The organism is Salinimicrobium xinjiangense DSM 19287, from assembly GCF_000423585.1.
GTDB classification, from domain to species: Bacteria; Bacteroidota; Bacteroidia; order Flavobacteriales; family Flavobacteriaceae; genus Salinimicrobium; species Salinimicrobium xinjiangense.
The window spans coordinates 61614-80650 of the sequence record NZ_KE384054.1 but is presented as its reverse complement, the minus strand read 5'-3'; the positions used below and the strand labels follow the sequence as shown (position 1 = coordinate 80650).

Here is a 19037-nt window from a genome sequence, read left to right as displayed (position 1 = left end):
AAGGTAAAAAGTGAATTTTAAAAATTTCTTCTTGATTCTGGTGAGTGTTCTGTTGTTGTCCTGCGACGACGACTATCCCTACGCAGAAGTGCCTTCTGTCATCCTGAATGAATTCTGGGCTCAATATGCTGATGCAAAAGATGCTGAATTTAATCCATCCGGGCAGGATTACGAGGTTGACTTCAATTTAAATGGAAAGGATCATTCGGCAGTTATCCACGCTTCCGGAAATATACTAAAGGAAAAGAAGGAAATAGAATGGAATGAACTCCCACCTGCAGTTCAGCAAACACTTGAAAAAGAATATGGACAAAAGAAAATAGAAGATCCCGAGTGGGTGAAAATCGCAGAGGAAATTCTGTATCAGGTGGAAATAAACAGGTTTTTCATTGACAAGAAAATTGTACTGAATGCCGCGGGAGAAATAGAAGCGAATCGAACCTACTGGAAATAAAAAGCTATGAAAAAAGTCATTTTTGGAATACTTGTTTTAATAGGCACACTGAGCATGATTAGTGCATGCAAGGGGAAAGCTTCTGAACTTGAAAGAGAGCCTTTAAAATACAAGATCCTCGAAAAATGGGATTTACCGGAAGCTTTAAATGAAGTCTCCGGAATAGCCTGGATTGGTGAAGATCGCATCGCCTGCGTACAGGACGAAGATGGGATAATATTTATTTACAACCTCAAAAATTCCAGGGTGGAAAAGGAAATTAAGTTTGGAAGCGGCGGAGATTATGAAGGCATAGCCATTGTTGGGAAGGACGCTTACGTGCTGCGCAGCGACGGAATCATAATAGTAATTTCAGGATTTATGAAAGAAGATCCGCAGGTACAGAAACATGTAACAAATCTCAACCGGCTTCCCGGCATCAACATAGAAGGGATATGTGCCGACCCTGCAAATAATCGCCTCTTACTGGCAGTAAAAGATCGCAAAGGTTCATCTCAACAAAAAGAGATCTATGCAATAGATATAATACAAAAAGCTTCTGCAAGTGGGCCTCTATTTACCGTGAATTTCTCAGATCCTATCTTTCAGAAGGTAAAGGAGAAAGAAAAATTTTCACCGGGAGAAATTAATATTCATCCCGAGAGAGGTGAGTATTATATCCTTGACGGTACCCGACCAAAAATCCTTATTACGGAACAGGATGGAACTCCTAAAGAACTTTTCATCCTAACGCCTGAAGAATTCGGCAATCCCGAAGGCCTCACCTTTAATCCTGAAGGAGATCTTTACATTTCAAATGAAGCGGAAAACGCTCCTGCAAATATCCTCAAAGTTGTCCTAAACCGTAAATAGCAGCAAACCTGCAACCCAAAACCAGCAAAAAATTATATGGAAGAACAATCAATTGAAACCACCTCTGTAAAGCAGAGCAAGCTCCCGCTTTACATTTCGGCCGGAATCATTATATCGCTTGTCCTTTCATACTTCTTTATCCCCGGAGTACAGGCGTGGCTTACAGAAGCCTGGAATGTTCTTACAAGTGATGATCAAAGCAGGATTAGAAACTGGGTAGCAAATTTTGGCTGGTTTGGTCCTATAGTGCTGGTGCTGGCTATGATCGCACAAATGTTTCTCCTGGTAATTCCCACAATTTTATTGATGGTTGTTTCGGTGCTTGCCTACGGCCCTGTGTGGGGCAGCTGTATCATATTTGCAGCAGTATATTCAGCCTCTTCTGTAGGGTATTATATTGGAAGATATTTTGGGCCGGTAATAGTTGAGAAACTTATTGGGTATAAAAATGAAAAGAAGATCAGCGACTTTATTGATGATTATGGCTTTTGGGCAGTCATTGTCACCCGGCTCAATCCTTTCCTTTCTAATGACGCCATTAGTTTTGTAGCAGGTATTCTACAGATGGGCTACTGGAAATTTATTGGTGCTACCCTGGTTGGTATCGCGCCCCTTACGTTGTTTATAGCAATTATTGGAAAGAGTACTGATGCTTTAAAGACCGGATTGTTTTGGGGATCTTTGATAAGTCTTATTCTGTTTGGTCTTTATGTCTATTGGGATAAGAAAAAAAGAAAGTCATGAAAATGAGGAAATCGATAGATTTCTAAAAATGACTTCGAGCTCGAACCTGGATTCGAATACAGGATGAAAGATTAGGCTCGTAACCTGGCGCATGAATTATTCATTTTGACAGGCATATCCTTATCAATTTTATATCATTTCAGGTCACGCCATCCAGGAGAATAAAAATCAAGGCCTCCCCGATTATGCTCTGCTAAAGAATTCCTTATCTTTGCGCAACACTAAAAAACAAGCATGATCCAGTCAATGACCGGCTTTGGAAAAAGCGTTTTACAGCTTCCTTCCAAAAAGATTACTGTTGAGATAAAATCCCTTAACAGCAAAAATTTAGATCTCAATGCACGCATTCCGTCCCAGTACCGGGAGAAGGAATTGCAACTTCGCAATAAGATCTCACGGGAACTAATCCGCGGAAAAGTCGATTTTTCAGTCTATGTTGAAGTTACGGGAGAAGAAACATCATCTGCAGTTAATTCCCCTGCAATAAGGAAATACATGACTCAGTTACGGGAGATCCATCCTGCGAGTGATGTTGAACTGCTGCAAATGGCTGTTCGCATGCCCGATGCTTTTAAGACTGAAAGGGAGGAGATCAATGAAGATGAATTCAAGGCAATAGAAGAAGCAGTAGATGAAGCCCTGAGGGAGATCAATGATTTTAGGTCTGCTGAAGGTAAGGTGCTTGAAGAAGAACTGGAACAAAGAGCTTTAAATATTCAGGAACTCCTAAAGCAGGTGATCGCTATGGATCCCGAAAGAATAGCAGGAGTGAGAGAACGTCTTCAAAAAGGTGTGGCCGATCTCAAAGAAAATGTTGATGAAAACAGGTTTGAACAGGAGTTGATCTTCTACATCGAAAAATTTGATATTACTGAAGAAAAAGTAAGACTGGAAAACCACATGGATTATTTTCTGAAGACTTTAAATTCTTCGGACTCCAATGGAAAAAAATTAGGCTTTATTTCCCAGGAAATGGGTCGTGAGATCAATACCATAGGAAGCAAATCTAATTACGCCCCTATGCAACAGCTTGTAGTTCAAATGAAGGACGAGCTGGAAAAAATAAAAGAACAACTTCTAAACGTACTGTAATGGCAGACGGAAAACTGATCGTTTTTTCGGCTCCATCGGGATCCGGCAAAACCACTATTGTAAAATATTTGCTCGCCCAGGAAGAACTGAACCTCGAATTTTCTATATCGGCCACCTCAAGGGAACCAAGGGGAACCGAGGAGCATGGAAAAGATTACTACTTTCTTAGTCTAAGAGAATTTAAGGACAAGATCAAAAATGACGAATTTCTTGAGTGGGAGGAAGTTTACCGTGACAATTTCTACGGCACTCTTAAAGCAGAGGTAGAAAGGATCTGGTCGCATGGTAAAAATGTCATATTTGACATTGATGTTGTGGGAGGATTGGACATTAAAAATATATATCCGGAAAAAACCCTCGCAGTTTTTGTGAAGCCGCCGAGTATTGAGGAATTAAAGATCAGGTTAAAAAAACGGGAAACCGAATCCATGGACAAGATCAACATGAGAGTGGCAAAAGCTTCCATTGAACTGGCCACGGCTCCGCAATTTGATCATATCATCGTGAACAATGATCTTAATACAGCACTGGAAGAAGCTTATTCCCTGGTTTCAGATTTTGTAGGAGCCAGCAAAATATCCAAAAAGTGAAAAAAAGAATAGGTCTGTTTTTTGGAACTTTTAACCCTGTACATATAGGGCATCTTATCCTCGCCAATCACCTGCTCCAATATACCGATCTTACAGAGGTGTGGATGGTAGTCACTCCTCACAATCCCTTCAAGAAAAAGAGCAGCCTTTTAAATAATCACCACCGCTTTGAAATGGTGTGGCAGCTGTGCGAAGATTATCCCGGGATCAAACCCAGTGATATTGAGTTTAATCTTCCGCAACCGAATTATACAGTATATACCCTTGCACATCTTGAAGAAAAATATCCCGATTATGAATTTGTACTCATCATGGGAGAAGACAACCTTAAAAGCTTTCCAAAATGGAAAAATTATGAGGTAATCCTGGAGCGGCATGATATCATTGTATATCCGCGCTATTCTGAAGGTGAAACACGTTCCGATCTCATTGACCATCCTAAAATTACCCTGACTGATGCTCCAAGAATTGAGATCACATCGACATTCATAAGAAAAGCTATTAAAGCAGGTAAGGATGTTCGGCCGCTTTTACCTTCCAAAGTCTGGAAGTATATTGACGAAATGAATTTCTACAGATAAAAAAATTGCCTCCGGACTCATCCGGAGGCAATCTCTTCACTAACTAACCAACCAAAAAAGATTAAACTCTTCAAATTAAATCTTCTTAATAGTATAACGCAGATTTATTTTTCTTCGTACGTAATATTTAACCTTCTAAATGTTAAAGTTTTAGGCTCCTGCACAAGGTTTTAAAATTTTCTTTGGTGCAGCCATTCTTTACAAGCCTTATATTTTCCTTATTTTTGGAGACAGAACCAAAATTTTTATGGAAAAATCGCCGAAATTCGCTGTTATAGGCGGAGGAAGCTGGGCCACAGCTAATGTAAAAATGCTTTGTGAAAACCTCGACGAGGTCACCTGGTATATGCGTAGTGTGTATGCCATTGAGCATATCAAAAAACAGGAACACAATCCAAATTACCTGAGTTCTGTAGAATTTGACGTCACCCAGCTGCATCTTACCAATGATATCAATGAAGCCGTTAGAAGAGCCGACGTGCTGATTTTTGCTATACCTTCTGCATTTCTAAAGCGGGAATTGGACAACCTCACAGAATCCCTGGAAGGAAAGATCATTTTTTCTGCAATTAAAGGTATCGTGCCCGAAACCAGTCTTATTGTAGGAGAACATTTCCATAAAACCTATAACATTCCTTATGATAATATTGGAGTGATAACCGGCCCCTGTCATGCCGAGGAGGTGGCTTTGGAAAGGCTTTCCTATTTGACCATCGCCTGTTCTGATGAAGAGAAGGCAAAGTTGGTAGCCAAAAACCTCAGCAGCGATTATATTACCTGTAAGACCAGCGACGACATTGTGGGTACCGAATATGCAGCTATGCTTAAGAATATTTATGCAATAGCCGCCGGTATTGCCCACGGACTTGGCTACGGAGACAACTTCCAGAGCGTATTAATGAGTAATGCGATTAGAGAGATGAAGAAGTTCATCAAAAAAGTCCACAAAATGAAGAGGAACATCAATGATTCCGCCTATCTGGGAGATTTATTGGTGACGGGATATTCTATCTTCAGCCGTAACAGGATGTTTGGTAATATGATTGGTAAAGGCTACACCGTAAAAAGCGCTCAGATGGAAATGAGCATGGTTGCCGAAGGTTACTACGCAACAGAAAGTGCCTATAAAATTGTACAGGAAACAGGTGCCAAAACTCCAATCATCAATGCCGTTTACGGCATTCTATACCAGGGCAAAGAGCCTAAGAAGGTTTTCAAGAAATTGGCGGAGAAACTGGATTAACTAGTTATTGGTTAATAGGCTGGAGGTTCAGGAAGGTTTAAAACTTTTTAAGTTCACCACTTCTTCCAATTAACCATTCACTAATCACCAATTAACTATTTAAGTAGCACACCCTTCCTCTGCATCACAGGAAGTTCCTGTAATGCCTTTTCATTGATACTGTTCTTTCGGAAAACAAATTTCTTGTGAAACATCTTTCCTTCAGCAAAGAAGGAAACAGAGAATTCGTTGTTCAGCTGAAGCACGTCCTCCTGTAGAAATTCAACTTTGGCAAAAGATTGGGCCGGCAATTCGGTTAAACTATGCCTCATGGTAGAAGTTTCTCTTTTTCCGTCGTATCCTTTGGAGACGATCAGGACACCTTCGATTGCTTCACCACGATCATTTATTAGATAGGCATTCCAGTCAAGACTGCCGTATTCCTCATGTTTTTCCCTTACTGCAGCAAGAAAAACTCCTTTAACCTCGGGAATTTCTATATCCTTCTTCACTAATCGCTGACCTTGCCTTTAATCCATTTATATAGTCCCCATAGAATTAGAGCAGCAACTCCAAGAAGGATGGCTCCTATGGTAAACTCAATGATTTCTACTGCTATTAATAGTATAATAACTGCCAGTGCAATAATTCCGATGACTACTAAACCTGCTGTTTTCATATAGAGGATTTAAATTGTTCCAGAAATCTCATGTCGTTTTCATAGAACATTCGAATATCACCTATCTGGTAGAGCAACATGGCAATTCTTTCTATTCCCATCCCAAAAGCAAAACCAGAATATTCTGAAGGATCTATGTTACAGTTGCGTAGTACATTTGGATCTACCATCCCACAGCCCATGATCTCCAGCCATCCGGTACCTTTTGTGATACGGTAATCGGTTTCTGTTTCAAGGCCCCAGTAAATATCTACCTCTGCACTAGGCTCTGTAAACGGAAAATAAGAAGGTCGTAACCTGATCTTTGATTTTCCGAACAACTGCTTTGTAAAATACAACAAAGTTTGCTTCAAATCTGCAAACGAAACATTTTTGTCCACGTACAATCCTTCCACCTGATGAAAGATACAGTGTGATCTGGCCGAGATGGCCTCATTTCTAAAAACTCTTCCGGGGGAAATAGTTCTAATTGGCGGCTTGTTATTTTCCATGTACCGCACCTGTACCGAAGAGGTGTGGGTGCGGAGCAGCACATCTGGATTCGTCTGAATAAAGAAGGTATCCTGCATGTCTCTCGCAGGATGATATTCCGGAAGGTTCAAAGCAGTAAAATTGTGCCAGTCATCTTCCATTTCAGGACCTTCAGAAACATTGAAACCAATATTGGAAAAGATCTCGATGATCTGGTTCTTCACAATAGAAATTGGATGACGTGCCCCAATTTCCACCGGTTCCCCGGGACGGGTAAGGTCGCCGTATACACCTTTGTCCTCTTCGCGGCTCTCGAGCTCCTCCTTAAGCTGCTGTACTTTATTGGTAGCAGCATCTTTCAACTGATTCACTGCCTGGCCAAAAGCTTTTTTCTCTTCATTCGGCACTGCTTTAAATTCAGCAAAATACTGATTCAAAATACCCTTTTTGCCAAGGTATTTTATACGAAAATTTTCTACTTCCTCTTTAGTTGCAGCTTGAAAAGCTTCAATTTCAGAGATATGCTCCTTAATGGTTTCTGTCATGGTCCCTTTTCTTTAGGAAGCGCAAATTTATGAAAATTAACCGGCACTTCAACTGCACCTGCCAACCCAATTCCTTGGGTTCTAAGCTTCCAAAAAATATTATTCTATATATTCTTTTTCAAGGAAATACTGCACTATAGCTTCTTTCATCAACACCTGTTGCTCCCCCGATTTAAGTTGCGGCAGGTGCTCCACCACCTTGTAATGTGGCCAGCCCTCATCATCAAAATATTCGAATTCGTAGTAGCCGTAGGGTTCGAGAAGCCGGCATATAGCAATGTGCATAAGATCCAGCTTATGATCTTTCTTATATTTTCTATGTATCTGCCCCAGTTCCTGAAGCCCGATAATATATATAATGGCATCAAGCTCGAGCTTCTCACCGTCTGCAAATTGCCGCGACAGCTTTTCTTCTACTTCAGCCCAACGCTGTTTTAATTGTTCATCTCTAGACATGGCGCAAAGATAATTACTAAGAACGGGAATTTACTATCTTTGAGAACATGAATATTCTGGACCTGCTCCTCAGTATCTTCCTCCTGCTTGGACTTGTAAGAGGACTTTTTAAAGGCTTTTTTGCAGAACTTGCAGGCCTTCTCTCCCTTATTGGCGGGATCTACGCCGCCATACATTTTTCGGGAGCAACCTATAGTTTTCTCAACTCCTTCATTGATTGGGATGAAAAGTACCTCAGTATCCTATCTTTTGCAGTTACCTTTTTTATTGTCGCCATCTTAATATCGCTGGCCGGAAGTTTCCTAACTAAAATGGTACACATGGTTGCCCTGGGAATTATCAACAGGTTGGCCGGCGGAATATTTGGAGTGCTTAAAATGGCATTTTTGGCAAGTATCTTTATAATGTTCATCGAACGCTTTGAAGTATTCGATACCGAAGAGACCACCAAAGAAGAATCTGTACTTTATGGCCCGGTAAGGGTACTTGCCCCTGCAATTTTACCTACCATTATTGAAGAAGTAAAAGAAGGGGATCTTTTCGAAACCTCTCCTGAAGCTGACGAAGCTCCCAGATAATACCCAAAAAATCCCCATTTTAAAAGGTATATTAAAAGTTTAACTGGTAAACCTCGTCCAATTGATCTTCACTGCTCACATTCACATTAAGATCCTTGATTATTCCTGAACCAACTCCATAAGCCCAGCCATGTAAATGCAGCTTTTGACCATTTCTCCAGGCTCCCTGCACAATAGAAGTTTTTGCAAGATCATAAACCTGTTCGACAACGTTAAGTTCTACGAAACGGTCAAAACGGGTATCTTCATCTTCAATCGCATCAAGTTCCTTTTTGTGAAGCCTGTATATATTTTTGATGTGTCTAATCCAGTTATCGATAAGACCAATGGAATTATTGCCCATAGCCGCTTTTATTCCCCCACAACCATAGTGGCCACACACGATCACGTGCTCAACCTTTAGCACGTTTACTGCGTAATCCAGAACACTCAACATATTCATGTCTGAATGTATTACCATATTGGCAATGTTGCGGTGCACAAAAACCTCTCCCGGCTGGGCGCCGATAATTTGATTCGCAGGCACCCGGCTATCAGCACAACCAATCCATAATAACGGAGGTTTCTGTCCTTCAGCTAATCTTTTAAAATAGTCGGGATCTTCTTTGATGATTCCCTCAACCCATTCTTTATTATTCTGGATAATCTTTTTATAGAAATCTGGCATAGCATAAATTTTTGTAATGCTAATTTACAGTTTTTTCAGATCATTTTCCTGCATCCACCCACGGCTTCCATTTGGCAGTTCTATTTCCACCCAATCCTGGAAGTTTTCGGTGATCTTTACCTTGGCACCTTCATGAAGTAAAAAAGCTTCCCCGGCCCGCGGTGAAGGTTCGCTTTTCACCTCCACCTGTTCGGTAAAAACTATAGCAAAAGAGCTTTCCTGTTGCAAAGAATCTTTTGTGAAGCCAACAACTGCGGAAGCAATTGCCATCACCAGGAAAAACATACTGCCTATAAACAGGAGCCTTTTAGTAGTTGTTCTTCGGCTGAAGTAGTACACCAGGAAAAATACCACGAACAAAAGCATACAGAAAATGGCTATCCATCCCCAACCTGCAGCGGTAAAAGCAGAAGTAGACCTGCTGAAAATCCCCCAAAAACCTCCTTTAGCTTCCTCGCCTATGGCATCAATGGCCATGTTTTTGGCAAAGACAAGATTGTTCCGGGCATCCTCATCTCCCGGGTTTAGCTGTAGTGCCTTCTCGTAATGATAAATACTGGGAGCCACACGATCGAGACGGTAATAAGCATTCCCGAGATTATAATGTAAAGCTGCCGAAGTCTCTCCGTTTGCCAGGATCTGTTCGTAATTTTCTACAGCTTTTTCAAATTCTCCTGCGGCATAAGCTTCATTAGCTCTTTCGAATAGCATTTCATTTTGGGAATATCCGCCTAAGCTAAAAGTAAGTGCCAGTAAAAAGATCAGCTTTTTCATACCTGTTTGTCAATTTCTGAAATTACTCTTACGGCTTTGTCATAGTCCTGCTGCATGGCCACATTGGATGCAGGTGTATACCTGGCGAATTCACAGCTCTTGAGTAGTTCTATAAATTCTGTCTCTGTCGAAGCATCTACTCCTTTACTTCTCAGCAATTCACTTATCCTCTCCTTGCTCATCTCACTGGTCTGGATATGTAGCTTTGCCTTCAGATAATTATGCAGCGCCCGTTCCAGAGAATCGTAGAATTTATTCTGATCTCCGAGATTCTTTTTAGCTTCTGAAAGATATTTGCGCGCCAGGCGATCGGCTTTTCTTATCCGGTTACCACGCACGTCTCCTGCAATAGCTTCCCTTCTTTTTCCGAAGAGAATAGCTAAGGGTATTAAAAGTACCGGCCCCAAAAATAAACTCCAGAACAGTACCGAACCAATAAAAGGTTCCTCCCCAATAGCACGCAGGGATGTATTCAGTTTAATATATCTAAATTGATTTGTCGCAGCAGGAACCTGTTGTGCCACTCCGTTTGAACCTGAAGAACCCGAAGCTACTCCGCTGCCTGCAGGAGGGGCTGCAACGTCCAGCATTATCTCCTGTGAAGTAAGGGTTTTGTACGACTGGGAATTCAGATCGAAATAGCTGAAGCTCAAAGGCGGAATGGGATATTTCCCACGTACCTGGGGCACCAGCGTATAGGTATTGGCAATGCTGCCCTGCATCCCGTTAATATTTGTCCTGACATTTTCAGAATATTCCGGTTCATATTGCTCCATTGAGGCCGGAACTGTCAACGGCGGAAGATCGAATAATTTTAAATTCCCCTGCCCGGTCACCTCGACTTTAGCCTGTAAGGACTCTGTAGCTCTAAGTTCAGTTTTATTAGCAGTAACTTTTAAATTGAGGTTTTTACCTACCGCCCCGGTAAAATCTGCCGGTTTTCCCGCTTCGGGAAGTGGTTTTACCTCTATTACCCGGTTCCCGGCGGCAACAACTTTATCAACTGTTTCATAGAACCTGTTGCCAAAAATATCCCTTCGGTTGCCGGGTACTTCTACAGAAATATTCAGCGTAAGGGGTTCAATATTGAGTTTTCCGGTTTTTTGAGGATACAGCACCGTTTTCCGAAGCACTACATAACGATAAGGTTCTCCCTTGTATGTCCCGTTCTCTACCTCCAGTCTTTGAATATCAATATTCTGACTCCAGAAGTCGCTGAATTTCGGATTGTCGAGCTGTCGCCAGTCACTCACATTGATCCGCGGACTTACATAGAGCTTATAAACTACAGTGATCGCTTCATTGAGATAAGGATTGGTATTGGAGATCTCGGCCACCAGATGTATATTTTCTGATGCTATATATTCAGAATTTTCCCCGTCTGTGGGCTGATCTACAGCTGCAGTTACTTCCACCTGCACGGGCATAGTCTTATAGACATTCCCGTCTATCGTGATCTCTGCCTGCCCTATGGTAAAATTACCGCGCCCTTTGGGAGCAAGAAAATAACTGTAGGTTTTGGAGTAGCTCCTTTTCCCGTTCACCCAGGTATTACTTACTGCCTGGTTAGGGCCGCCCACCACAGTAAAATTTGTGAAAGATGGAGGATTAAAGTTGTCTCCATCTTCATTCATAACAAAATCCACCCGCAGGCGCTCATTGACCCCGAGCCTGTTTTTGCTCACTTTGGCTTCAAACTGAACCTGCCCTATTGCAAGGCTCGAAACCATGAACATTATTAAAAGTACCAGTTTGTTCTTCATTTTTCCTTACCAGTCTTTTTCCGTTTTTACAGGCACACCCTTTTCTTTCCTGGCGTTGATCTTTTCCTGTACTTTCTTTTCTTCATTTCCCATTGCTTCAAGCAGGTTCTTCACCTGTTGAGGAGAAAGTTGCCCAGGTCGCTGCTGGGGCTGTTTAGGCTCTTCTCCTTCCTTAGGCTTTTCATTCTTTTGTTCCTGCTTATCATCGGGTTCGCCTGCATTTTCTTTTTTCTGATCGCCTTCTTTATTCTCATCTTCTTTTTGATCACCACCCTCTTTATCATCGGGCTGACCATCCTCACTCTGCTCTTTTTCTCCTTCGCCGTCCTGTTGTTCGTTTTGATCCTGTTGATTCTGCTGATCCTGCTGTTCCTTATCCTTACTGTCACCACCCCCGCCTTCTTTCAGCTCTTCCTCCAGCATCTTTTTTGCCAGGGCCAGGTTATAGCGGGTTTCATCATCCTTCGGATTATTTCTAAGTGACTGCTTATAGGCTTCAACGGCTTCACTGTATTTTTTCTGCTTCATAAAAGCATTCCCTTTATTGTGAAAAGCATCGTGTTTAAGAGGCTTCTGCTTTGCGGTAGTTGCCGCATCTGCATGCCGGTCTAAAGCCTGGGATGTGATCTCTTTGTTATAATAAAGATTTCCAAGGTTATATTTAGCTTCTGCGTTTTCGGGGTCTTTAGCTATAGCCTTGCGGTAATAAGCTTCGGCGGTAGCCATATCATTATCAGCGAGTGCTGCCTCGGCCTCCTGCATGTATTTTTTTGCCGCCTTAGCTGCAACATCAGGTTTATTCTGAGCAACAGCAAAAAGGGGAAAAGAAAAAACAAGTCCCAAAAAGGTCATTTTCAAGAGGTATTTTCTAAACATCCTTTTCATCATCAACTCCTTTTTTCGTTAAACAAATTTAATCTTTTTAACCAGGCTGTCTGTCTTTCAAGTAATAAGATATCCAAAAGAAGAAAAAGCAGACCCAAACCTAAGAACCACTGAAACTGGCTTTTATATTCAGCTACCTGTTGTGATTCAAACTCTTTCTTGTCCATATTCTGCAGGATCTCTGTTACTTCTTCCACCACCCGCGAGGTCACACGGCCATCAATATATCTTCCGTTCGCGGCTGCAGCAATTTCCATAAGAGTTTTTTCGTCCAGTCGTGTGATCACTGTTTCTCCCCGGTTATCTTTTTTATAATTCTGAACAACTCCGTTTCTTTTCTCCGGAATAGGACCTCCCTTTTGTGTTCCCACTCCTATTGTCACTATCCTGATGCCTTTTTTAGCAGCTTCTTCTGCTATGCCTTCAATATTACCCTCGTGATCTTCCCCGTCACTAATGAGGAACAATACCCTGTTGGTTTGTTCAGCATCATTAAAATAGGTTTGGGAAAGCTCAATTGCTTCCCTGATTGCTGTTCCCTGCGAGGAAAGCATATCGGTATTCATGTTTTGCAGGAACATTTTTGCCGCTGCATAATCTGTCGTGATTGGCAACTGCGGAAAAGCACTACCTGCATAAGCGATGATCCCAACCCGGTCACTGGCCAGATTATTTATGATCTGGGTAACCAGCTGTTTGGATTTCTCAAGTCGGTTTGGCGCGATATCTTCGGCCAGCATACTCTTGGATACATCTACTGCAAATACCACGTCAACGCCCTCCCGCTTAACCGTTTCCAATTTTGTGCCAAACTGCGGATTCACCAGCGCTATGACAAAACTGGCAAGAGCAAGGCAAAGCAGGATGATCTTAAGTACCTGTTTCCCTGTAGAGCGGTTAGGGCTCAATTTATCCAGCAGCTCTTTATCTGCAAATTTTCGTTGTGTTCTTTTTTGCCAGAAAACCACCATGGCATATAACAGCACAATCACCGGAATGCCAATCAACAACCATAAATATGTCTTATCTTCTAACAGGAACATCTTCTAATATTTAAACAAAACTTCTGAAAACAGTGAACCTCAACAATACCTCAAACAACAATAAAAATCCTGCCAATAATATCAAAGGCCTGAATTTTTCCTCGTAATTATAATATCTGAATTCCTCGATCTCTGTTTTCTCCAAGGTATCGATTTCCTCATAAATTTTTTCCAGGGATTTATTATCTGTCGCCCGGAAGTACTTTCCACCGGTTGCATCGGCTATTTCTTTCATCAGGGCTTCATCTATTTCTACCGGCACCCGGCCGTACTGGAAATTTCCATTAGGTAAAATGGCAATTGGAGATAAGGCAGTGCCGTTACTTCCCACTCCAATAGTATAGGTTTTAATCCCGAATTCAACGGCCAGCTCACTTGCGATCTTTGGATCAAGGAATCCGGCATTGTTCATACCATCTGTAAGCAGTATGATCACCTTGCTTTCTGCCTGACTATCCTTTAAACGGTTGACAGCAGTGGCCAGTCCCATACCAATGGCGGTACCATTTTCCAGCATCTTGTTGTATTCTATTGCCTCAAGGGCACCCAGTACAATACTCTTATCACTGGTGATTGGAGTCTGTGTAAAACTTTCACCGGCGTATACTACCAGCCCAATTCTGTCGGCAGGACGGTTACGCACAAAATCGGCAGCAACTTTTTTTGTGGCTTCAAGTCTGTTAGGATCGAGATCCCGGGCCAGCATACTGGCAGAGATGTCTATCGCCATGACGATATCAATTCCAAAGTTACTGCTGGTGCGTGAAGAGACATCCACCGTTCTGGGGCGGGCCAATGCAGTGATAACCAAAGCAAGTACCAGGAGTCTGAGAACAAAAAGCACAGGCCGCAGCTTACCCATTATTCCGGGTTTGGTCTCAAAACCTTTGATGTTCGAGATCCTGAGTTCGGCTGTTTGCCTGTTTCTTTTCCAGACATACCAGGCCAGGGCCAGCGGCAAAAGCAGCAAAAGCCAAAAGAACTGCGGATCTTCAAAGACGAATCTCTCAAACATTAATTCTGCCTGTTTTTTATCAATTCAACCGAAGTGGCGATTCGCTGTGCGATCTCTTCGGCATATTTGTCGTTTTCATTATAGATCATTACCACCTGCTGGTATCCCTCTCCCATTCCGAAGTTAAGGATGGAATACTTTTTCTGAAGCACTCCCGATTTTTCATTTTTTTGAAAGCCCATGGTTCCGAAAATCTTCAAACCATCCAGTCCATTGAGCGTGGTAATTTTTTCCTGTTTCGTAATAATATTAGTTGCACCTCTTTTTTCGAGATAAGCATATACTTCTTCCAATGCAGAATCCAGGCTAAAATCTTCACTTGCCGGGCGGGTATTGACACTCACGAATAGATTGCTTTCAAGGCTTCCATACCTGAAGGTTTCTCTTCCTATGGCAATTCCTGTTGTATCACTCATGTCTCTCACCAGCACATCTGGTGTGGCTATTGTAACTGCAGGAGTACCATATTCACTGGACACCCATTCTCCTTCCAGCATTTCTTTACTTGTATTCCCTAAATAGGTATCGGCGAAGAATTCGAGACCTTTTGTAGAAATGATATAGGCGGTGCCGGCGCTAAGAAGAATAATAACAGCAAGGATCCCAAAAATGATCTTTTTGACCTTCTTTTTTCGCTCCAGCCTTTCCCTGTACTCCTGATCCCTTAACAGGTCCTCTTCGGTAGGCTGCGGAATGGAAGCTTTGGTGTCTTTAATAACATTTTCCACACTTTGCCTGTCTTCTTTTGCGGTAAGCACATCGGGTCGGGAGTTTGCAAATTTTGCAAGGTCGGCACGTTCCAGGATCACCTTTAAACGGGTAATCGTTGTGTCCTCCAGCTTTAACTTCCCTCTGTCCCTTTCGGTTTCCAGATAAGCGATCAATTCATTGGTTGTACTTTCTAAAGCGTGATCATAGACTTCCCCATCGAGATATCGACGTACCGCAGCAGATAGCTGGGAATAATATTCTTTTAACTCCCGCTGCTCCAACAGGTGGGAATCGTCGAGTTGCTTCAGTTCAAACAATGCCTGTTCATAAGGCGGTAGTCTTTGCGCAGCTTCTTTTCGTTTTTTCCGGCTGCGGTAAAGTAAATAAGCTACTACCCCGAGAAGGATCAATCCAAGAACCCACCACAGCCAGATTGGAATACCAAAAGCCGGCGGCACTGCTACGGAAGGTTTTATAGGATACATTTTCTGTTTGGTGGTATCCACTACAACATCGTTTACTACTACAGCAAAGGAATCTGTGCGGAATTCCCGATCTCCTATAAGTACCAGTTGCCGCGGAATAACATAACTCCCGGAATCAAACTGTGTGAGGGCATACTCCCTGATGAGCCTTTGACGATCTCCAATTTTGCTGGTGTCAATCGCATAAGCTTCGATCATTTCAAGCGGGGAGAAAGTCTGTCCCTCCGGAAAAACCACGACCTTGTTATCCTCAATTTCTACCGAAAGCCTGTAGGTGATTTGCTCTCCGATCTTAATGGTAGTTGTATCAACAGAAGCCTCCACCTCCTGTGCCTGCAGTCCTGCAGGAACGAAGAATAGGAAAAATAGAAAAAAGCAGAAGGAGAATCCTCTTCTCCCTAAGGTGTCAAAAATGTCATTCTGCCTCAATATTTTTTCTGTCATCATTTTTTATCTGTCCTTAAAATACCCCAGTAATTTCTTTACATAGCTTTCGTCGACTCTCGTACTCAGGCTTCCCGCACCACTTCGCCTGAAGCTTTCAACAAAGTAATCTACCCGGTCGCGGTAGTATTTGCTATAGTTGTTTCGAACTTCACGAGAAGAGGTGTCAACCATAATCCTTTTGCCAGATTCTTCATCCTGCATGGCTACCATTCCCAGATTAGGTATGCTTTCTTCCCGCTCGTCATACACCCTGATGCCGGTTATGTCATGACGCCCGCTGCTAATCTTAAGAGTACGCTGATAATCTTCGGCAATAAAATCAGAAAGCACAAAAACAATGGCTTTCTTTTTCATGACCCGCGATAAATAACTCAGCGCATTTTCCAGGTCGGTTTTTCGGCTTTTAGGTTCGAACTCAAGCAATTCCCTGATGATCCTCAAAACATGTGACCGTCCCTTTTTAGGCGGGATGTATAATTCTATAACATCCGAAAACAGGATGAGACCAATCTTATCGTTGTTCTGTGTAGCCGAAAATGCCAGAGTAGCAGCAATTTCTGTAATGATATCCTGTTTAAATCCGTTGCGGGTTCCAAACAGTCCGGAGCCGGAAACATCAACCACCAGCATCATGGTAAGTTCACGCTCCTCTTCAAAGACTTTTACAAAAGGTTCAGAATAGCGGGCAGTGACATTCCAGTCAATATTCCGCACGTCATCTCCAAACTGGTACTGCCGGACTTCACTGAAGGTCATCCCCCGTCCCTTAAAAGTAGAATGGTATTCCCCACCAAAAATGTGATCACTTAACCGGCGGGTTTTGATCTCTATTTTTCTGACTTTTTTGAGTAACTCCTTAGTATCCATTTCTTCAATTGACAATTAACAATGAACAATTAACAATGGACTCAGAAAACTGATCATTGTTAATTGATAATTGATCATTGATTATGGGACTTCGATCTCGTTGACGATCTTATTTATGATATCTTCGGAAGTTACGTTTTCTGCCTCGGCCTCATAGGTAATCCCAATTCTGTGACGCAGCACATCATGTACTACAGCGCGAACATCTTCGGGTACAACGTAGCCGCGACGCTTGATAAAAGCGTAACATTTTGCAGCAGTGGCCAGGTTAATACTTCCCCTTGGAGAAGCTCCAAAATTGATCAAAGGCTTGAGATTTTCAAGTCTGTATTTTTCCGGAAAACGAGTGGCAAAAACTATATCGAGTATATATTTTTCAATCTTTTCATCCATATAAACTTCCCGAACCGCCTGCTGTGCTCTGGCAATCTGTTCAAGGCTCACTACAGGGTTCACTTTTTCAAAGCTGCCTTTAAGATTCGCTCTGATGATCATTTGCTCATCGGCCATTTCAGGATATTTGATCACCGTTTTCAGCATAAAACGGTCAACCTGGGCTTCAGGCAAAGGATAAGTTCCTTCCTGTTCCACAGGGTTTTGAGTTGCCATTACAAGAAATGGTCTGTCAAGAATAAATGTTTCCTCCCCTATGGTCACCTGCTTTTCCTGCATCGCTTCAAGCAGTGCAGACTGCACCTTGGCAGGAGCACGGTTTATCTCATCGGCAAGTACGAAGTTTGCAAATATAGGCCCTTTCTTAATGCTGAAATCATTCAGCTTCATATTGTAAATAAGGGTACCTATAACATCTGCCGGAAGTAGATCTGGCGTAAACTGAATCCTGCTGAAGGATCCGTGAACAGCCTGAGCCAGAGTATTTATGGCAAGGGTCTTTGCAAGACCGGGAACTCCTTCGAGAAGAATATGTCCCTGCCCCAATAACCCGATCAACAAGCGTTCAACCATGTGCTTCTGGCCTACTATGACCTTCCTCATTTCTGAACTAAGTATATCAACAAAAGCACTCTCGCGCTCAATTTTTTCATTGATACTGGCTATGTCTACCGGGTTGTTATTTTCAAGCATGAATATTATTTTTTATTAGGTGAAGATACTTATCTAAGGTCTACGGCGCAACCTCAGCAAATATTCAACCAAATTATCTTAAATTTATGTTAAAAGAAAAGCAGCGGGGATACCGCTGCTTTTTTTTTATCATATAGGATTTTAATTTTTATTCATCCAGCCATAGCGTATCTACCTCAACATCGCTTCCGGCTGTAACTGTAACATTATTTACAATTGCAATATTTAAACCTGAACCTTCAGCAGGAGTAGCTGTAAGTTTGTAACTACCTGCAGGAAGTCCGTGGATCTGGAAATTTCCACTGGCATCTGTATAAGCAGAAGCATGCAGAGAACCACTTTGAACAGTTATCAGTACCTGCTCTGTGGTAGGATGAACACTTCCAACAATAGAGCCTGTATCGGCTTCAGCAGCAACTCTAAGTACAGGATGAAGCAAAAAGGCACCATTTCCTGTAGTTACTACAGATTTATCCACATCAAAATCCAGGATAAAAGTATAATTCTTTCCGGCCTCAAGTTCCTGATCAATGTTGACCTTAAGACCTGACTGTTGTGCACTTGGAGTTTTCAAAACATGCTCTGCCTCTGTACCGTTATTAAGAACAATGGTGTTTTGATCCCCTAGTACCAGCCTCATTTGATGTACGTAACCAGCTTCAATTTCTGTGTCTGCAAGAAGTTCGGTCACTCCGCCGGTCAGACTAAGAAGATCTATAACTCCCGTGTTTACACCTCCAAGACTTACCCAGCCTTCTTCTTCCTCCCCTTCAGCAGTGGATTTGATCATTACATCTTCAACTTCTACGTAAACATGTTTGTAGTCTCCCGGAGCATCAGTAAGTCTCACAGAAACCCTTGCTTTTTCTTCGGACCCTGACGAATCATCTGAACTACAACTAACAAACCCTGTAACCAGAGCGAATAAGAATAAAAATAAATGATACTTTTTCATAAAAGATTGTTTTTTAGTTTAGGCTTAATAACGCACGATAAAAGGGTTTAATTTATCGGCAAATGAAGTTTAACT

Annotated in this window: 22 protein-coding genes; 8 read left to right on the top strand and 14 right to left on the bottom strand. The window is 42.1% G+C overall.

Translation table 11 applies throughout. From position 1 onward, the window contains the following. Nucleotides 1-10 precede the first annotated feature (10 nt). The 7 genes from G564_RS0113520 (at nucleotide 11) to G564_RS0113490 (ending at nucleotide 5556) form a co-directional block, all read left to right on the top strand. A complete protein-coding gene (locus G564_RS0113520; protein ID WP_156879247.1) occupies nucleotides 11-454 on the top strand; it encodes a hypothetical protein in 444 nt (147 codons plus the stop codon). A 6-nt stretch (nucleotides 455-460) separates the two neighbouring features. Beyond that, complete coding sequence (locus G564_RS0113515) at nucleotides 461-1306, top strand: SdiA-regulated domain-containing protein (RefSeq protein ID WP_029038125.1); 846 nt, start codon at nucleotides 461-463, stop codon at nucleotides 1304-1306. A gap of 36 nt (nucleotides 1307-1342) precedes the next feature. Further along, the gene (locus G564_RS0113510; RefSeq protein ID WP_029038124.1) at nucleotides 1343-2050 is read left to right on the top strand and encodes a TVP38/TMEM64 family protein; all 708 of its coding nucleotides are present in this window, start codon (nucleotides 1343-1345) and stop codon (nucleotides 2048-2050) included. Between the two features lie 234 nt (nucleotides 2051-2284). Beyond that, a complete protein-coding gene (locus G564_RS0113505; protein ID WP_029038123.1) occupies nucleotides 2285-3142 on the top strand; it encodes a YicC/YloC family endoribonuclease in 858 nt (285 codons plus the stop codon). Continuing rightward, nucleotides 3142-3732, top strand: a complete 591-nt coding sequence (gene gmk, locus G564_RS0113500) for a guanylate kinase (protein ID WP_029038122.1) — start codon at nucleotides 3142-3144, stop codon at nucleotides 3730-3732. Before G564_RS0113505 ends, gmk begins: the two co-directional genes overlap by 1 nt. Next, the gene (gene nadD, locus G564_RS0113495) at nucleotides 3729-4313 is read left to right on the top strand and encodes a nicotinate (nicotinamide) nucleotide adenylyltransferase (RefSeq protein ID WP_029038121.1); all 585 of its coding nucleotides are present in this window, start codon (nucleotides 3729-3731) and stop codon (nucleotides 4311-4313) included. Before gmk ends, nadD begins: the two co-directional genes overlap by 4 nt. 247 nt (nucleotides 4314-4560) lie before the next feature. Continuing rightward, nucleotides 4561-5556: an NAD(P)H-dependent glycerol-3-phosphate dehydrogenase gene (locus G564_RS0113490; protein ID WP_029038120.1), complete on the top strand. Its 996-nt coding sequence runs from the start codon at nucleotides 4561-4563 to the stop codon at nucleotides 5554-5556. Between the two features lie 95 nt (nucleotides 5557-5651). Here the strand turns inward: G564_RS0113490 and G564_RS0113485 are convergent, their stop codons facing one another. From G564_RS0113485 to G564_RS0113470, 4 genes are all read right to left on the bottom strand, one after another. Further along, on the bottom strand, nucleotides 5652-6047 hold the full coding sequence (locus G564_RS0113485; RefSeq protein WP_029038119.1) for a hypothetical protein: 396 nt from the start codon (nucleotides 6045-6047) through the stop codon (nucleotides 5652-5654). Further along, a complete protein-coding gene (locus G564_RS20345; protein ID WP_156879246.1) occupies nucleotides 6047-6214 on the bottom strand; it encodes a hypothetical protein in 168 nt (55 codons plus the stop codon). Before G564_RS20345 ends, G564_RS0113485 begins: the two co-directional genes overlap by 1 nt. Continuing rightward, nucleotides 6211-7230, bottom strand: a complete 1020-nt coding sequence (gene pheS, locus G564_RS0113475; protein ID WP_029038118.1) for a phenylalanine--tRNA ligase subunit alpha — start codon at nucleotides 7228-7230, stop codon at nucleotides 6211-6213. The genes G564_RS20345 and pheS overlap by 4 nt, the downstream gene beginning before the upstream one ends. 99 nt (nucleotides 7231-7329) lie before the next feature. Beyond that, nucleotides 7330-7686 (bottom strand): hypothetical protein, encoded by a 357-nt coding sequence (locus tag G564_RS0113470; RefSeq protein WP_029038117.1) that lies wholly within the window; start codon nucleotides 7684-7686, stop codon nucleotides 7330-7332. A 47-nt stretch (nucleotides 7687-7733) separates the two neighbouring features. Between G564_RS0113470 and G564_RS0113465 the strand changes: the two genes are divergently transcribed. Next, nucleotides 7734-8264 (top strand): CvpA family protein, encoded by a 531-nt coding sequence (locus G564_RS0113465; RefSeq protein ID WP_029038116.1) that lies wholly within the window; start codon nucleotides 7734-7736, stop codon nucleotides 8262-8264. 31 nt (nucleotides 8265-8295) lie between these two features. Here the strand turns inward: G564_RS0113465 and can are convergent, their stop codons facing one another. The 10 genes from can to G564_RS0113415 all read right to left on the bottom strand — a co-directional run bounded on the left by can (nucleotide 8296) and on the right by G564_RS0113415 (nucleotide 18962). Next, nucleotides 8296-8931, bottom strand: coding sequence for a carbonate dehydratase (gene can, locus G564_RS0113460; protein ID WP_029038115.1), 636 nt, complete (start codon nucleotides 8929-8931; stop codon nucleotides 8296-8298). Nucleotides 8932-8955: 24 nt separating this feature from the next. Continuing rightward, nucleotides 8956-9705, bottom strand: coding sequence for an SH3 domain-containing protein (locus G564_RS0113455; protein WP_029038114.1), 750 nt, complete (start codon nucleotides 9703-9705; stop codon nucleotides 8956-8958). Next, nucleotides 9702-11468: a BatD family protein gene (locus G564_RS0113450; protein WP_029038113.1), complete on the bottom strand. Its 1767-nt coding sequence runs from the start codon at nucleotides 11466-11468 to the stop codon at nucleotides 9702-9704. Before G564_RS0113450 ends, G564_RS0113455 begins: the two co-directional genes overlap by 4 nt. Before the next feature lie 6 nt (nucleotides 11469-11474). Further along, on the bottom strand, nucleotides 11475-12356 hold the full coding sequence (locus G564_RS0113445; protein WP_245583695.1) for a tetratricopeptide repeat protein: 882 nt from the start codon (nucleotides 12354-12356) through the stop codon (nucleotides 11475-11477). Further along, nucleotides 12356-13396, bottom strand: coding sequence for a vWA domain-containing protein (locus G564_RS0113440; RefSeq protein ID WP_029038111.1), 1041 nt, complete (start codon nucleotides 13394-13396; stop codon nucleotides 12356-12358). The genes G564_RS0113445 and G564_RS0113440 overlap by 1 nt, the downstream gene beginning before the upstream one ends. A gap of 10 nt (nucleotides 13397-13406) precedes the next feature. After that, nucleotides 13407-14411 carry a vWA domain-containing protein gene (locus G564_RS0113435; protein ID WP_029038110.1) on the bottom strand — a complete coding sequence of 335 codons (1005 nt, stop codon included), beginning with the start codon at nucleotides 14409-14411 and terminating at the stop codon, nucleotides 13407-13409. Next, nucleotides 14411-16054 (bottom strand): DUF4381 domain-containing protein, encoded by a 1644-nt coding sequence (locus tag G564_RS0113430; protein WP_156879245.1) that lies wholly within the window; start codon nucleotides 16052-16054, stop codon nucleotides 14411-14413. The genes G564_RS0113435 and G564_RS0113430 overlap by 1 nt, the downstream gene beginning before the upstream one ends. A gap of 3 nt (nucleotides 16055-16057) precedes the next feature. After that, nucleotides 16058-16921, bottom strand: coding sequence for a DUF58 domain-containing protein (locus tag G564_RS0113425; RefSeq protein WP_029038108.1), 864 nt, complete (start codon nucleotides 16919-16921; stop codon nucleotides 16058-16060). Between the two features lie 81 nt (nucleotides 16922-17002). Continuing rightward, nucleotides 17003-18007 carry an AAA family ATPase gene (locus G564_RS0113420; RefSeq protein WP_029038107.1) on the bottom strand — a complete coding sequence of 335 codons (1005 nt, stop codon included), beginning with the start codon at nucleotides 18005-18007 and terminating at the stop codon, nucleotides 17003-17005. A 148-nt stretch (nucleotides 18008-18155) separates the two neighbouring features. Beyond that, nucleotides 18156-18962: a DUF4382 domain-containing protein gene (locus G564_RS0113415; RefSeq protein ID WP_029038106.1), complete on the bottom strand. Its 807-nt coding sequence runs from the start codon at nucleotides 18960-18962 to the stop codon at nucleotides 18156-18158. Nucleotides 18963-19037: the final 75 nt, after the last annotated feature.

Excerpts from the sequence above, each read along its gene's own strand:
- G564_RS20345 (WP_156879246.1), bottom strand. The coding sequence starts at position 6,214 with ATGAAAACAGCAGGTTTAGTAGTCATCGGAATTATTGCACTGGCAGTT.
- G564_RS0113515 (WP_029038125.1), top strand. The coding sequence starts at position 461 with ATGAAAAAAGTCATTTTTGGAATACTTGTTTTAATAGGCACACTGAGC.
- G564_RS0113415 (WP_029038106.1), bottom strand. The coding sequence starts at position 18,962 with ATGAAAAAGTATCATTTATTTTTATTCTTATTCGCTCTGGTTACAGGG.
- can (WP_029038115.1), bottom strand. The coding sequence starts at position 8,931 with ATGCCAGATTTCTATAAAAAGATTATCCAGAATAATAAAGAATGGGTT.
- G564_RS0113505 (WP_029038123.1), top strand. The coding sequence starts at position 2,285 with ATGATCCAGTCAATGACCGGCTTTGGAAAAAGCGTTTTACAGCTTCCT.
- G564_RS0113420 (WP_029038107.1), bottom strand. The coding sequence starts at position 18,007 with ATGCTTGAAAATAACAACCCGGTAGACATAGCCAGTATCAATGAAAAA.
- gmk (WP_029038122.1), top strand. The coding sequence starts at position 3,142 with ATGGCAGACGGAAAACTGATCGTTTTTTCGGCTCCATCGGGATCCGGC.
- G564_RS0113430 (WP_156879245.1), bottom strand. The coding sequence starts at position 16,054 with ATGATGACAGAAAAAATATTGAGGCAGAATGACATTTTTGACACCTTA.
- G564_RS0113470 (WP_029038117.1), bottom strand. The coding sequence starts at position 7,686 with ATGTCTAGAGATGAACAATTAAAACAGCGTTGGGCTGAAGTAGAAGAA.
- G564_RS0113455 (WP_029038114.1), bottom strand. The coding sequence starts at position 9,705 with ATGAAAAAGCTGATCTTTTTACTGGCACTTACTTTTAGCTTAGGCGGA.
- G564_RS0113465 (WP_029038116.1), top strand. The coding sequence starts at position 7,734 with ATGAATATTCTGGACCTGCTCCTCAGTATCTTCCTCCTGCTTGGACTT.
- G564_RS0113435 (WP_029038110.1), bottom strand. The coding sequence starts at position 14,411 with ATGTTTGAGAGATTCGTCTTTGAAGATCCGCAGTTCTTTTGGCTTTTG.
- G564_RS0113445 (WP_245583695.1), bottom strand. The coding sequence starts at position 12,356 with ATGATGAAAAGGATGTTTAGAAAATACCTCTTGAAAATGACCTTTTTG.
- G564_RS0113490 (WP_029038120.1), top strand. The coding sequence starts at position 4,561 with ATGGAAAAATCGCCGAAATTCGCTGTTATAGGCGGAGGAAGCTGGGCC.
- G564_RS0113425 (WP_029038108.1), bottom strand. The coding sequence starts at position 16,921 with ATGGATACTAAGGAGTTACTCAAAAAAGTCAGAAAAATAGAGATCAAA.
- G564_RS0113510 (WP_029038124.1), top strand. The coding sequence starts at position 1,343 with ATGGAAGAACAATCAATTGAAACCACCTCTGTAAAGCAGAGCAAGCTC.
- pheS (WP_029038118.1), bottom strand. The coding sequence starts at position 7,230 with ATGACAGAAACCATTAAGGAGCATATCTCTGAAATTGAAGCTTTTCAA.
- G564_RS0113440 (WP_029038111.1), bottom strand. The coding sequence starts at position 13,396 with ATGTTCCTGTTAGAAGATAAGACATATTTATGGTTGTTGATTGGCATT.
- G564_RS0113450 (WP_029038113.1), bottom strand. The coding sequence starts at position 11,468 with ATGAAGAACAAACTGGTACTTTTAATAATGTTCATGGTTTCGAGCCTT.